This is a genomic window from Luteimonas galliterrae, assembly GCF_023374055.1.
In the GTDB taxonomy this organism is placed as follows: Bacteria; Pseudomonadota; Gammaproteobacteria; order Xanthomonadales; family Xanthomonadaceae; genus Luteimonas_C; species Luteimonas_C galliterrae.
The window spans coordinates 1,976,973-1,989,407 of sequence record NZ_JAMBEP010000001.1 but is presented as its reverse complement, the minus strand read 5'-3'; the positions used below and the strand labels follow the sequence as shown (position 1 = coordinate 1,989,407).

15 protein-coding genes are annotated in these 12,435 nt (G+C 63.8%); 6 read left to right on the top strand and 9 right to left on the bottom strand.

Features of this window, described 5'->3' with window-relative positions:
- Positions 1-99 precede the first annotated feature (99 nt).
- Together M2650_RS09235 and M2650_RS09230 are read right to left on the bottom strand one after the other, a co-directional pair.
- A complete protein-coding gene (locus M2650_RS09235; protein WP_249473507.1) occupies positions 100-504 on the bottom strand; it encodes a hypothetical protein in 405 nt (134 codons plus the stop codon).
- Between the two features lie 69 nt (positions 505-573).
- Positions 574-1,428 carry a sigma-70 family RNA polymerase sigma factor gene (locus tag M2650_RS09230; protein ID WP_249473505.1) on the bottom strand — a complete coding sequence of 285 codons (855 nt, stop codon included), beginning with the start codon at positions 1,426-1,428 and terminating at the stop codon, positions 574-576.
- Positions 1,429-1,619: 191 nt separating this feature from the next.
- Here M2650_RS09230 and M2650_RS09225 point away from each other — a divergent pair, with 191 nt between their 5' ends.
- Positions 1,620-2,012 carry a VOC family protein gene (locus tag M2650_RS09225; RefSeq protein ID WP_249473502.1) on the top strand — a complete coding sequence of 131 codons (393 nt, stop codon included), beginning with the start codon at positions 1,620-1,622 and terminating at the stop codon, positions 2,010-2,012.
- A gap of 214 nt (positions 2,013-2,226) precedes the next feature.
- On the opposite strand, the gene M2650_RS09220 is transcribed toward M2650_RS09225, so the two are convergent.
- A complete protein-coding gene (locus tag M2650_RS09220; protein ID WP_249473499.1) occupies positions 2,227-2,433 on the bottom strand; it encodes a helix-turn-helix domain-containing protein in 207 nt (68 codons plus the stop codon).
- Positions 2,434-2,747: 314 nt separating this feature from the next.
- On the opposite strand from M2650_RS09220, the gene M2650_RS09215 reads away from it, so the two are divergent.
- The gene (locus M2650_RS09215) at positions 2,748-3,725 is read left to right on the top strand and encodes an alpha/beta fold hydrolase (RefSeq protein ID WP_249473497.1); all 978 of its coding nucleotides are present in this window, start codon (positions 2,748-2,750) and stop codon (positions 3,723-3,725) included.
- Between the two features lie 83 nt (positions 3,726-3,808).
- Here M2650_RS09215 and M2650_RS09210 read toward each other — a convergent pair whose 3' ends face one another.
- Positions 3,809-4,603 (bottom strand): class I SAM-dependent methyltransferase, encoded by a 795-nt coding sequence (locus M2650_RS09210; RefSeq protein ID WP_249473494.1) that lies wholly within the window; start codon positions 4,601-4,603, stop codon positions 3,809-3,811.
- Between the two features lie 20 nt (positions 4,604-4,623).
- On the bottom strand, positions 4,624-5,280 hold the full coding sequence (locus M2650_RS09205) for a DUF2306 domain-containing protein (RefSeq protein WP_249473491.1): 657 nt from the start codon (positions 5,278-5,280) through the stop codon (positions 4,624-4,626).
- A gap of 121 nt (positions 5,281-5,401) precedes the next feature.
- On the opposite strand from M2650_RS09205, the gene M2650_RS09200 reads away from it, so the two are divergent.
- Both M2650_RS09200 and M2650_RS09195 read left to right on the top strand, forming a co-directional pair.
- Complete coding sequence (locus tag M2650_RS09200) at positions 5,402-6,529, top strand: alpha/beta hydrolase family protein (RefSeq protein ID WP_249473489.1); 1,128 nt, start codon at positions 5,402-5,404, stop codon at positions 6,527-6,529.
- Between the two features lie 285 nt (positions 6,530-6,814).
- On the top strand, positions 6,815-7,678 hold the full coding sequence (locus M2650_RS09195) for an alpha/beta fold hydrolase (RefSeq protein ID WP_249473486.1): 864 nt from the start codon (positions 6,815-6,817) through the stop codon (positions 7,676-7,678).
- A gap of 50 nt (positions 7,679-7,728) precedes the next feature.
- Here M2650_RS09195 and M2650_RS09190 read toward each other — a convergent pair whose 3' ends face one another.
- A complete protein-coding gene (locus M2650_RS09190; protein ID WP_249473484.1) occupies positions 7,729-8,220 on the bottom strand; it encodes an SRPBCC family protein in 492 nt (163 codons plus the stop codon).
- 290 nt (positions 8,221-8,510) lie between these two features.
- Here M2650_RS09190 and M2650_RS09185 point away from each other — a divergent pair, with 290 nt between their 5' ends.
- Complete coding sequence (locus M2650_RS09185) at positions 8,511-8,840, top strand: hypothetical protein (protein ID WP_249473481.1); 330 nt, start codon at positions 8,511-8,513, stop codon at positions 8,838-8,840.
- Between the two features lie 121 nt (positions 8,841-8,961).
- Here the strand turns inward: M2650_RS09185 and M2650_RS09180 are convergent, their stop codons facing one another.
- The 3 genes from M2650_RS09180 to M2650_RS09170 form a co-directional block, all read right to left on the bottom strand.
- Positions 8,962-9,432, bottom strand: a complete 471-nt coding sequence (locus tag M2650_RS09180) for a hypothetical protein (protein ID WP_249473478.1) — start codon at positions 9,430-9,432, stop codon at positions 8,962-8,964.
- Between the two features lie 24 nt (positions 9,433-9,456).
- Positions 9,457-9,675: a hypothetical protein gene (locus M2650_RS09175; protein ID WP_249473474.1), complete on the bottom strand. Its 219-nt coding sequence runs from the start codon at positions 9,673-9,675 to the stop codon at positions 9,457-9,459.
- Between the two features lie 114 nt (positions 9,676-9,789).
- A complete protein-coding gene (locus tag M2650_RS09170; protein WP_249473471.1) occupies positions 9,790-10,749 on the bottom strand; it encodes a hypothetical protein in 960 nt (319 codons plus the stop codon).
- Positions 10,750-11,033: 284 nt separating this feature from the next.
- On the opposite strand from M2650_RS09170, the gene M2650_RS09165 reads away from it, so the two are divergent.
- A complete protein-coding gene (locus tag M2650_RS09165; protein WP_249473469.1) occupies positions 11,034-12,380 on the top strand; it encodes a phospholipase D-like domain-containing protein in 1,347 nt (448 codons plus the stop codon).
- The last annotated feature ends 55 nt before the right edge of the window (positions 12,381-12,435 follow it).

The following is a 12,435-nucleotide window of genomic DNA, read 5'->3' as shown; positions in this document are numbered from 1 at the left end:
ACTAATAAATGAGTTAGCGCTATGGCCCGACCTTGGCGTTAAGCGCGCGCCAAGCCGCATGACGGCCTGCTCGAAAGAGGACGGACCGCCGCCGCGAGCTCATGCATAGCGCGCCGCCGCCATACAGATCACGGTGATCGCCAACAGACCGGCGGCCAGGCGGGCGACCAGGGCCATGCGCGTCTGCGCGGCTGCTTCCGGCAACGTTCCTCGGGCGAGTTGCCAGCGAGTGCCCGCGCCGGCGCCGACCTGCACGATGAAGGCCAGCAACGCGCAGGCGATGCCGATAGCGAGAACCTTTTCAGGCCTTCCGAAAGCCTCGCCGTGCACGGCGCGCCAGAGATAGCCGCCGGTGAGGATGGTCACGATCGCCGCCCCCAACATCGGCGCACGCAAGCGCGGACCGCCGATGCCGCCCAGGCGCGCGAGAACGAAGGTGCCGCCGGCCCAGAACACCGCGGCGAGAACGTGCAAGGACAAGGCAATGATCAAGATCGTCTGCATCGGCTGCTCCTGATAGCGGGAATTAAGTTGCGAAATTAGGTATTGATGCCGTCGCGGCACGCGACCGCGCTAACCGTCGAGGGCGGTCAGATCGAGTTGGCTGAGCCGCTTCGGGTCGCGCACGATGTCGATCTCGGTGATCTTCCCGCCACTGACCGTAAAGGCCATGACCGAGAACAGTTTTCCTTCGAGCATGCAGACAAGCCCCGCGGCGCCATTGACGAGCACCGGGCGCCTGAGCAGGCCGAGGCGCGAGAAAGTCTGCGCTTGGCTAGCCACCTGCTCCGCACCGCGGACCTCGATGGAGGCCACGTCGGCTCGAAGGAGCACCTCGGGGTCGAGGATAGCGACTAGCCTGCGGAAGTCGCCGTCTTGCGCAGCTGCGACAAAGGCGTCGACAAGGCTTCGTTGAACCTGCATGTCGGCATCAGGAGGAGGGTTCCGCGCCTGAAGGCGGCGGCGTGCGCGGCTGGCGAGTTGGCGAGCCGCAGCGGGGGTGCGCTCGACGATGGGGGCGATCTCCTCGAAGGGCACGCCGAAGATGTCGTGCAGCACGAACGCGACGCGTTCGGCCGGCGCAAGCGTCTCGAGCACCACGAGCAATGCGAGGCCGATCCCGTCCGCCAGCAGCACGCCGTGTTCCGGGCTCGTTCCATCGGCGCGGTCGATGATCAGATCGGGCAGGCGAGTCTCGCCCCGTATTTTGCGTGAACGGAGCATGTTCAGCGAGATGCGCGCGACGACGGTCGTCAACCACGCGCCAAGGTCGTCGACCTCTTCGTAGGTTGCTCCGCTAAGCCGGAGCCAAGCTTCCTGAACAGCATCTTCGGCCTCGCTCAGCGAGCCAAGCATGCGATACGCGACGGCCTGCAGACGGGGCCGCTGCTCCTCGAACCGTTCCCCCAGCCATTTGCGCTCATCCATCGGTCGCATTCCTCCGCAGCGCGGTGTCTTGCATGTAAGACCCGCGACGCACGGCGGATGTGACGGGATGGCTTCGCTGAACTCGGCCCGTCACATCCCAATTCCGTCGCGTGTCTTATGGGTGCCACGCCACTGGCGGCTCGGCGCGAGCATACCCAAGCCAATACCACCACGAACGAAGAGAAAGAACCATGCTGGAAAAAATCGTATACGCCACCGTGTTCGTCAGCGACCAGGACAGAGCCCTGGACTTCTACACGAACGTCCTCGGCTTCAAGAAGCGCGCGGAAAACCCGACAGCAGACAGTTCGACACCCGACAGCCCGCGGTTCCTGGCTGTCGGCGTGAAGGATCAGGACTTCCTGCTGGTGCTCTGGCCAGGAACGCCCGGACAGGGCCATCCGGTACAAGGCCGCATTCCGGCGGCGTACACCATCGAGACGCCGGATTGCCGGGACGCGTTCGAGGCGCTGAAGTCGCGCGGCGTGAAGTTCGAGACGGGAGTGCTCGAGTATCCATGGGGCTACGTTGCGGTATTCCAGGATCCCGACGGCAATCGGCTGCAACTGCGGCAAGGCCGCTAACTAGGCAGAGGGCCGCAGCCAGCGTAGCCCGGGTAAGCGAAGCGCACCCGGGGCTCTTCCTCTCCCGCCGCCGCGAACCCGGGTGCGGCCTGCGGCCTTACCCGGGCTACGGGTTTTCTCGCATGGCGGTGCGGGCGTTCAGTGGCCTCTGATCCCGTTCTAGCCGAGCCAACGCGGCCTGCGGCACTTCGATCCGAAGCAAGGCGGTTGCGGTTCAAGCATCGGCGTCCTTCAGCACTTCCCACATAGGCGCCGACAAGCCGTCGCACACGCGTTGCAGCGTATCGAGCTGCAAATTCTTTTCGCCGCGTTCGATGGCGCTGTAGTAGGTCCGGTGCATGCCGATCGCATCGGCGAAGCCTTCTTGGCTGTAGCCGGCGGCTTCCCGGCGCGCCCTGAGGACCTTTCCCAGGCGCTGCATGACAGGGCCGTAGGCTGGGTCGACTTCATGGACCCAGCACCCGCGAATCCGCGGCGCAACGCGAAAGCCGGGTGGGCGTAGCCAACCCAGCCTGCGCTGATCCATCTGTTCGTGCACGAGTAGCGGATATGACATCTTTGTGGATAGCGTCTGCTGCTTCAGCCGTATTCGAGCACGTTGGAATCTCTTGGCGTGAGATCGCAAAACGGAGTCGGAGCCTGTGTAGGCGAACCCGAATAGTGACTTCTTGCCGATTGCGTTCGCTTCGGCCTCCGGTTAACGTCGCGCGCACACCTAGCGGCGCCGCTAGCGGCGTGGGGGCCGAGATGAAGCGTAGGGATTTCCTGTGGACGTGCGCCACGGCCGCCGGTGCGGCGACACTCGCGGCCTGCCATTCGATGCGCGGCGGACGGGAGGAACCGGCGAGGCTGGATGCCGCGGCCTTTCATGCGTCGCGGCGATTCGTTCCGACGCGGTTCGGGCGTATCGCGTACGTGGAGCGCGGGAGCGGCCAGGCCGCGCTCTTCCTGCACGGCTTTCCGCTGAACGGATTCCAATGGCGGGGCGCGCTCGAACGGCTGTCGCCTTACCGGCGGTGCCTCGCGCCGGATTTCATCGGGCTGGGCTACACCGACGCGCCCGACCAGCAGGACTTCTCCCCGCAGGCGCAGACCGACATGCTCGTCGCGCTGCTCGACGCGCTCTCGATTCCCTCCGTCGAGCTCATCGCCAACGACAGCGGCGGGACGATCGCGCAGCTCTTCGTCGCGCAGCACCCGGCCCGGGTCCGCACGCTGCTGCTCACCAACTGCGACGTGCACGAGAACAGCCCGCCCGCGCAGATGCGCAACTCGATAGCGACGGCGCGGTCCGGGCAGTACGATCAGAAAATGGCGCGCCATCTGGAGGATCGCGTGTACGCGCGTTCGCCCAAAGGCATCGGCGGATCGGCCTACGTCGATCCGGCCAATTTCACCGACGAGGCGATCGAGGTCTACTTCACTCCGCTGGTGTCGTCGCCGCTGCGAAGGATGCAGCTGAATCGCCATTTGGCGGCCTACGAGCCGAATCCGCTCCTGGCCATCGAGCCGGCGCTGCGCCGTTGCGCCGCGCCGACCCGCATGGTGTGGGGTACCGCCGACCCGCTCTTCCCGGTGGTGTGGGCCGAATGGCTCCATCGGACGCTTCCCGAATCCCGCGGCGTGCGTCTCGTCGAAGGGGGAAAGCTGTTCTGGCCGGAGGAGAGGCCCGACCTGCTCGCCGACGAGGCGCGGGCGCTCTGGGGCGTTTAGCGGCGCAGCCCGGATAAACGAATCACATCCATTTCCCGATCCGACGCGATGCGGCAGCGGGTATGGCTTTACCCGGGCTGCGTTCACCGGCAACGGGCGCTGATGATCCAGGCCCGCGAATCGAACCACACGCCATCATCGCGATGGTGTTGCGCGACGGCTTCGCGCAGCCGCGTCCGCTCGCGCTCGACGGCTGCGGCATCCAGCGATCGCAAGGCCTCCCGCGTGGCCTGGAATTGCCCGATCCACGCCAATGCGGCCTCGACGCTGTCGCCGTAATACACCGGCTCGTGCACGTCCTGGAACGTCGCATCCGCGAAGCCGGCCGCGTCGAGGATCTTTTTTGCAAGGGAAGGATCGGCAAGCGAGAACGCGGCCGAAGACTGCGGGCGATCTCCCTGAATCGCCAGCGACCATTCGTTCGCCTCGAGCGCTTGCCAAACCATCATGATCAGACGGCCGTCGTCCGCGAGCGCGCCGCGGATGTTGCGGAACGCGGCGATGGGATCGGCGAAGAACATGGTGCCGAACCGACTGATCGCGACGTCGAAACCTTGCGGCGGGAACGAATGCGTTTGTGCGTCGCCAAGCTCGAAGCGGACGTTTCGCACATCTTCGGCTGCCGCGAGCTCGCGCGCGCGAGCGATCATCGACGATGAGGTGTCGATCCCCATCGCGCTGCCCGCCGACGCGGCGCGTGCGGCGTCGCGGGTGGTCTGTCCGGCCCCGCACCCGATGTCCAGCACGCGCTCGCGGGCAAGAATGGCGCACGCATGACGGAACGCGCGGTTGTGCAATCGGAGCTCCGCGTCGTAATCCACGGGACGGGCGCCGGTATTCGGCCGCTCGTCAGGCAAAGCCGTTTCGGGAACCTTCATGACTCCTCCTGAGATCGGACTTAAGCGGATCCTGCGTCGGTGCGCGGCGAGATGGGCGTCGCCACGCTTGCTCGCTGCGCGGTCGCCGCACGCACCAGATCGACGATGCGATAGCCCCCTTCATAGACGAGCAGCGGAAGCAGCCAGCTCAGCCAGAGCAACGTGGCGACCATCGCCGGCGACGGCGCCAGCCCCATCGCGATCTGGGCTTGAAGGAGTATCCGGAAGGTGATCGGGGAAAGTGTCACGAGATAGTTGCGGATCATCCAGCGCCGGTGCGGCCGCACTCGGCCGCGACGTATCGCGATCAGCGCGATCAAGGCCGTCGTCAACCACGCCAGCGCGGTGGCGGCGAACGCCGAGCGGATTTCGAAGGGAGCCGGGGACGTGGCGATCAGTCCGGTCGCGCCCGTGCAGGCGATCAGCATGCCGACCATGTAGATCCTGCCCGTCCAGCGATGCAGGCGCGGATAGGCCCGCGGCCAACGGGTCAGGAATTGAAGCGGCCCCAGGACTACGGTCAGCGCACCGCCGGCAAGGTGGGTCCACAGCCAGCCGCGTCGCGTCCAGAACATGGTGTACGCGTCCGGATCCGGATGGCCGTACTTGCCGTAAACGGTCAGCAGGAAGTGGATGCTGACCATCCCGAGGGCGAGCCACACGATGGCCCAGGCCATGCGCCGGACAAGGCGAACGCGGGCGGGCGAAGCGGCATCCTGGCTCGCATAATCCATAGGCACCCTACCTGAAACGGTTCATTGGCTATCATGCCATCGCATCCATGAGTGGGTCGCGCATATGGCACGATTTCGCACCCGTCTTCGCAAGGTTTGCGCTGTTGCGGCCTTGTCGGCTTCGGGCTTCGTTTCGCCGCAAGCCTTTGCGGCCGCGGATTCGCCGCGTTGCGTCGTTCCGGCGGGCACGGTGCCGTTCGAATTCGCCAGCGACGGCAACCGCCTGAGGGGTTTCATCGATCTGCCGGCGACTGCCGGCAGGCATCCGGCCATCGTCATCGTCCATGGTTCTGGCACGACCGACGTCGCCAAAGGCGAGGGAACGTACAACGGCTCGTATCGGGAAATGCGCGCGGCTTTCCGGTCGGCGGGAATCGCAACCGTCGTTTGGGACAAGGCGGGCAACGGTTGCAGCGACGGCCGCTATATGCATGTCGACGATGTCTACGCGCGCGCGAACGAAATCATCGTGGCGGTGGAGGCGCTGCAAGCGCGCGGCGACATCGACGATTCCCGCATCGGCGTCTGGGGCATCAGCCAGGGCGGCTGGGTCGCGCCGATAGCGGCGGTGCGATCGCCCGCCATCAAGTACCTGATCCTCGTGAGCGGGCCCGGCAAGGATTTCTTCTCCACCTCGGAATACCAGGCCGTGAACCAGCTGCGCGCCGACGGCGTGCCCGAGCAGGACATCGAAGCGGCCATATCGGCCATGCGCCGCGCCCTGATCGTGATGCGGGCCGGCGGCACCTACGAAGAGTTCACGAAGGCGAGCGAACCGTTGTTGAAGTACCCGGTGTTCGGCAAGCAGCTCGGTATCACCGGCGGCACTCCCGAGACGTACGCGAAGGGCAAATCGCCGCCGTTCATGCGGATCTGGACGACGAGCGCAGATACGTACTTGTCCGGACTCGAAGTGCCCTTGTTGGCCATCTTCGGCGATCGCGACGTCAAGATAAATTGGCGCGAAAGCGTCCGTGCCTACCGCGAAGCCTATGAGCGTGCGGGCAACCGCGATTTGACCATCAAGGTATTCGAAGGCGCGAATCACGAACTGTTTCCCGTGAATCCGGCCAAGGCCGCGCAGAGTCCGCACGCGTCGCCGCTGGTTCCGGACTATCTGGCCACGATGATCGGCTGGCTGCGTGCCAGGGACTTTACGGCGCCCGCAGCGACAGTCAAAGCGACGAAGTGAATGGAATGGCCGCATCGATCGCCGGCGAGATCTCGCTAAGTTAGGGTGAGCGGCGATCCGCGACGCCGTCTTCGCACGCGCACTCAACCTCTCGGCAACGGCGCCATGACGCCGGCATGACGCCGTCACCGCAATGATGGCGCTGCCGTTTCGCGAATCCTTCATGTCCGCACGACTCGCGCGGCGTCCTGATGCGGCTCGGCAAGATCGACGCCGCGCTCGAAGCGCCGGTGCCGCCAAACGCCAACGGATGGCGCAGGCGGATCAGGTGCAGTGGAGAAACGAATGACTGAGAAAAAATTAACCAACGTTGCATCAGGTCCGGTCGAGCTAGGCGTGCGCATCGCGGGAGACAGCGGAAACCCGGCGCTCGTTCTGCTGCACGGCTGGCCCCACAGCGGTGCGCTTTACGATGGCGTCATCGACAGGCTGGCTGCGGAGAATTTCGTCCTGGCGTTCGATCTGCCCGCCATAGGCGCGTCGCACGGAGCGCCGCCGTCGGCCGAGAAGACCGTGTTGGCCGACGTCGTCTTGAGCGCGGCCGAAGCGCTCGGCGCAGAATCCATCGTGATAGCGGGGATCGATGTCGGCGGCATGATCGCATTCGCGGCGGCGCGCGATCATGCCGATCGCATTGCCGGCGCTGCGGTCATGAATACGGTGATTCCCGGGGTCGAGCCCTGGTCCAAAGTGATCGCCGACCCGCGCATATGGCACTTCGCCTTTCATGCCGTTCCCGAATTGCCGGAAACGATGGTGGCCGGCCGCGAGCGCCCGTACTTCGATTTCTTCATCGACTTTCTGGCGGGCGACAAGAAAAAGATAACCGGACCGATGCGCGCGGCGTTCGTGGCCGCCTACGCGAGGCCGGAGGCGCTGAAGGCGGGATTCGACTGGTACCGAACGTTCGAACTCGACGCAAAGCGGAACGCGGTGCCGAAAACGATCGAGACGCCCATGCTATACGTTCGAGGCGACGCCGATGGCAGACGAATCGCCGAATACTTGCAGGGCCTCAGCCATATCGGGGTTACGAAGCTGGAACATGAAACCATTCCGGGCGGCGAGTTTTCTCCGTTGGAGGCACCGGATGCGTTCGTGACGATGCTGCATCGATTCTGCGCACGCTGCCAGCCCAAGCCACGCTAACGGCGCGGCCTGGCGCTGGGTGGATGCAGCCAATCGGCCTACCGTCGGCGTCAGGCCCGACGCCAACCAGCCACGTGCCCATCCGGGTTCTTGTCCGCCACGAGATTCAATTCGACGCCGTGCTCGAGGAAAGCCTTGAGGCCCGCCAGCGTCCAAGTGAACCCTTGGGTCGACTCGGCGACATACTCGACCAGCTTGTCTCCGTCGCCGGTCCAGCCGGACTCCGTGACGACGACATAGGTCGTTTCGTCTTCGCGTGAGGAAAACGTCCACTCCACCGTCGTGCGGCCGCTGTATCCGTCCCATTCGATCACGATGCGTTTGCCGGGTTCGACGATCTTGGCGAGCACCGATGTGGATGCGCCGTACATCTCCCAATCCCACCTGACTTCACGACCGGCCTCGAGCCGGCCGCTGCTTTTCGTGAACCAGAAGCGGGTCGTAATAGCAGGGTCGACGAAAGCTTCGAACACGTCTGCGACGGGCTTTCGTATCAGCATCTCGGTTTTCGCAACCGGTGGCTTTGTGATCTCCGCCTTCATAAAGCACCTCGTTCGCCAGGTCGGGGGCGAAACCCCCGACGTAGCGAACTTACCGAAGGGCGCGGTAGGCCGGGGTGAAGCCCGCTATCACCAACTTGCCGATGAGCGATCTATCCCGCGACGGGGGCGGCGTAAGCCGGGTGAAACCCCGACATGGCGCACTCAAAATTCCCAGGAGCAGCAGAGCGACATCGCAAAGTGTGCGGCCTGCGGTCTTGCCCGAGCCGCCGCGCTGCTATATTCGGCCTGCGGCATGGGGCCGCAACCTTTAACAGCATGGAGCATGGAAGATGCGCAATATTCTAGGAGTGTTGGCTGTATTGGGCGCACTGGCGTTGGCGCCGAAGGTGGCGAATGCGCAATCGGTGACGATCGCGTGCGAGCCGAGCAATCTTTGCTTTTCGGATGCCACGGGCATCTCTTATAACTCGATCGCATGGCAGGCTACGACGACGGGAACGGACGCTATTTTCCCGGCCAGTTGCGCCAACAAAGAAGTCTGTCGTTTTTATTGCCCGCGCAAGCCGGGATTCATCAACATTAAGGTGAATTACGTGCTGAACGGCCAGGTGGCAGGTTCGGCGAGCGCGCGCGCGCGTTGCACGGCGCAAGACATCTGAGAGAAATCGCGGTTCGGACCCCTGGAGCGATCCAGGGGTCTTAAAGGAGCGCAGACTGGGCGAAACCTCAACATCGCGGACCACGAAGCGCCGCAGCGAGCCAGGGCGATCCAACTCGCGTTTACGACCAGATTCCGCCGAGCTGATTGATCGTACCCAGCGCCAGCCCCTGGGTGGGGGACACGGGCTGCGACTGCGACGTCGGGACCCCTTCGCAGCCTGACGCCTTTGCGCGGTCGGCGGCGGCCTGCGCATCACGGGCCGACTGGCTGGCATTCACTGCGGCATTGTCGGAAGTCTCATGCGATCCGTCTCCGGGGCCGAGGCCATTATTGGAGTTGACTACCGCCTCTGCTGCCTGGTGTGCCGTCTCGGCGGCAGCCTTTGCTTTGTCGGCGGCGGCCTGCGCGGCTGCGGGATCGTTGCAAGCCCTAACGGCATCCGCTGCTGCCTCGGCGGCTGTCTTTGCAGCGTCTACGGCTTTGTCGACGTTCGCTTGATTTTCGGCCGCGGACGGATCACTGGATCCCGAGTTCGCGTTTGCAGAATTTGAGCCGTCTGCGCCCGAGGCGCCGGAAGCGGAATCCACCATAAAAATCATCCCTTCAATGTAGCGTCAGCAACTGACCGTTTGATCGCCGGTGTGGTCGCCGGTTACCGTACCCGTGACGGTGATCTCGCCGGTGCACGGGTTATGCACCGCCCGGCCGACGACCTGGCCGTTCTCGAAATAGGTGTACACCCAGCCCGGAGGAGGCAGTTTTCCTCCTGCGGCCGACGCGATAGTGGCGGCGCTCGCCAAGGCGAGCCCCAGCAGCAGATGTCTCATGCGCATTTCGAAATTCCTCCTTATATTTTCGGCCGTGGCCGCAGATTCGGGTGAACCCCAACGTCACGGACTAACCGATCGACGATTCGCTCCAAGACATCGCGTTAACCCCCTTGCACGCTAGAACTTCCAACTGGCCCGGCCACCGAAGAAGCCGGTGGTGTCGCCAGTGACCGCATCATAGGTGCCCCTGCCGGTGAGACCGATCGTGGCGCCGTTGATCCCCTTGTAGTTGAGCTGGCCCTCGCCGATGACGCTGGTGACGGCGTCGGCGTTGAAGTTGACGGTCGCCTTGGCGGTGCCGCTGAGGGTTTCGGAGAAATCGTGGGTGAAGTCGGCGGTGGCGCTGCCGTTCGTGAAGCCGTTCGAGTTGAAGTTCGCGGCCGCGCTGGCGGTGAACCTGTCGACATCGGTCAGGCTGGTGCTCACGCTGCCCGACAAGCCATAAGTCGGCTCCGCCGCGGTGCCGAAGGGGCCTGCGGTGAAATCCAGGCTCATCGCATTGAGCCCGCCGATCGTATTCACGTCGGCCTTGTATCCGAGGTGCGCGGCGGCCGTGACGCTGGGCGGCTCGAGCCCCATCCTGGCCTGCAGGCTGGCGTCGAAAGTGCCCGCATCGACCATGCCGTTGTAGGCCAAGCCGGCGTTCACCGAGATGCTGGCGAGATTGGTCGCCTCGATGTTGGCGGTGTTGAATCCGGTGATGCTGAAGCTCGGGGAGAAAGCATTCATTTCCTGGATGGATGGCTGCGCGGGCGTAGGCGCGGCCGCAGCGACATCGGCATAACTGAGGCCGGAAGGAATGCCGCCCAGCGATGTCACCGACGAAAAATCCAACGTCGGCGCGGACACCGACATCGCACTGAGCTGGGAGAGTGTGCTCGGCGACAGCGTCATATCAACGGGCGCCGGGTTGACCTGAGTGACAGCTGGCGTCGGTGCGGCATTTACAGCTGCGGCTGCGTCGGCCAGCTGCGCTTCGGTGGTTTCGTTGGCAGCCTGTGTGTCTTGCGCATTCGCCGCATCGTGGGCGGCTGAATTGCCGCAATTCCCGGATACGCCGGAACTGGGGTCGGCCATGGGAAACGCTCCTTATGGAAGGCGCCGCGCAGGCGGCCACCCTTTCGATGTAAACGTTTTCAACAGGCGCAAATTAGCAGCTCACATGGGGCCGTGATACCTAGGACAGACCCCAGGGCGACCGGGCGGAACCCGCGAAACGGTTTCCGCCACGCGCGTGATCGGCGCCGACCGCTCGCTTCGTTTGCGCACGCTCTTGCCTGTCTGCCGGCACGGCGCTACAGCGCGGCGAAGTTGCGGTGCGAAGCGGGACAGCGAACAATCCGTCGCTTCCGGGGGGTGGCATGAAACTCATCGCGAATGGATTGAATGGCGACTATCTGGGCAACTGCATGCCGGGGGCCGAGCACGAAGTAGGCGAAGTGCTTGCGGCCATTGCCTATGGATCGCATTCCAATAACGAGAAAGACGATTTCATCTCGAACTGCTTGAGAAACGGATCCAGGCTCGACCTTTGGATGCGGTACGACCACACGGTTCCGGTGACCATACCTTTGTTGAGGCGGATTCTCCGCCACCATAAAGACAACATATTCTGCAGGCTCATCCCCGACTGCCTGCACAGCAAGGTGATTTGGTGGAAAGGATTCGGAGCATACATCGGCTCTGCGAACCTTTCGGATCGAGCGTGGATGACGAACATCGAAGCCGGACTGTTCTTGACGGAAGCGGAGCTGCAGGGCTCCGGCGTCGCGCTCCAGTTGGAAGAGTTCTTCGACGGCCTGACCGAGCTCAAGGAAGCGTTTCCTCTAAGCGAAGAGGTCATCGCAGAGCTCGAGAGGATCGACAAGGAGCGTCGCGGAGTCGATGACATCGGCAAGGCATCCAGAACGGTCCCGGTTTGGAAAGGGCCGCAGTTCCTGGACTCCACGAAGGTCGTCGACAGGCGCATGGAGAATTTCAGGAAGGAGTGGCATGAAACCTTGACTACCCTGCGGTCCATCGGCGTCAGCTTGAGGGACTTCACGCCGTCCTGGCTGAGGGCGGGAACGCCGGTGAACTGGGAAGTGGATCAGTTCCTGCACGCCTACTACTACAACCAGGTGGGCGATCGCAACAGCAAGCCCTACCAAACCTATTTTCTCAAGAACAAGGCGAATCCGAAGCTCGCCACGCAAGCCGCGCTTTCATGGTGGCAGCAAACCGCGGCGGCGCCGTCGGGCGAAGACGAGAATCTTTACGTCAAGGCCGAAGGAATCCGCGAAATGTTGGCCAGGGAGCGGATCATCGGCTTGTCGGAGCTGGAGTTCGCGAGGGTGTGCGAGTACACCCATGCCACGACCGATCACATCGCAAAGATGGATTTGGCGACGCTGGGGCGCCCCGAAATTTCGTACATGCCGCTTCAAGAAAGGATACCGCTTTTCGCCGACTGGCTGATGCGGCGAAAGAACAGGAAAGGCTGGGGCGTGCTGCAGCTCCTCGAGTTCGTGCTCTACGGCGGAGCGGATTCCGAGCTTTGGCGGAGGATCTACGTCGCCGCCAAGGATCGTGAGTATGTGCTGCCCCACTATGGCCTGAACTCGATTGCCGAGGTCGCGGGCTGGGCGCGTCCAGAGCTTTCGCCGCCCAGGAACGGTCGCACCAGCAAAGCCCTGAAGGCCCTGGGTTACGATGTGAGAATCTACTGAAGGGCGCGGGCGGAATCCGTGGATTCCGCCATATCACGATCGCGGCAAATCGCCC

Coding starts and splice junctions, on each gene's coding strand:
- M2650_RS09235 (WP_249473507.1), bottom strand. CDS start 504: ATGCAGACGATCTTGATCATTGCCTTGTCCTTGCACGTTCTCGCCGCG.
- M2650_RS09230 (WP_249473505.1), bottom strand. CDS start 1,428: ATGGATGAGCGCAAATGGCTGGGGGAACGGTTCGAGGAGCAGCGGCCC.
- M2650_RS09225 (WP_249473502.1), top strand. CDS start 1,620: ATGCTGGAAAAAATCGTATACGCCACCGTGTTCGTCAGCGACCAGGAC.
- M2650_RS09220 (WP_249473499.1), bottom strand. CDS start 2,433: ATGCAGCGCCTGGGAAAGGTCCTCAGGGCGCGCCGGGAAGCCGCCGGC.
- M2650_RS09210 (WP_249473494.1), bottom strand. CDS start 4,603: ATGAAGGTTCCCGAAACGGCTTTGCCTGACGAGCGGCCGAATACCGGC.
- M2650_RS09205 (WP_249473491.1), bottom strand. CDS start 5,280: ATGGCCTGGGCCATCGTGTGGCTCGCCCTCGGGATGGTCAGCATCCAC.
- M2650_RS09200 (WP_249473489.1), top strand. CDS start 5,402: ATGGCACGATTTCGCACCCGTCTTCGCAAGGTTTGCGCTGTTGCGGCC.
- M2650_RS09195 (WP_249473486.1), top strand. CDS start 6,815: ATGACTGAGAAAAAATTAACCAACGTTGCATCAGGTCCGGTCGAGCTA.
- M2650_RS09190 (WP_249473484.1), bottom strand. CDS start 8,220: ATGAAGGCGGAGATCACAAAGCCACCGGTTGCGAAAACCGAGATGCTG.
- M2650_RS09185 (WP_249473481.1), top strand. CDS start 8,511: ATGCGCAATATTCTAGGAGTGTTGGCTGTATTGGGCGCACTGGCGTTG.
- M2650_RS09180 (WP_249473478.1), bottom strand. CDS start 9,432: ATGGTGGATTCCGCTTCCGGCGCCTCGGGCGCAGACGGCTCAAATTCT.
- M2650_RS09175 (WP_249473474.1), bottom strand. CDS start 9,675: ATGCGCATGAGACATCTGCTGCTGGGGCTCGCCTTGGCGAGCGCCGCC.
- M2650_RS09170 (WP_249473471.1), bottom strand. CDS start 10,749: ATGGCCGACCCCAGTTCCGGCGTATCCGGGAATTGCGGCAATTCAGCC.
- M2650_RS09165 (WP_249473469.1), top strand. CDS start 11,034: ATGAAACTCATCGCGAATGGATTGAATGGCGACTATCTGGGCAACTGC.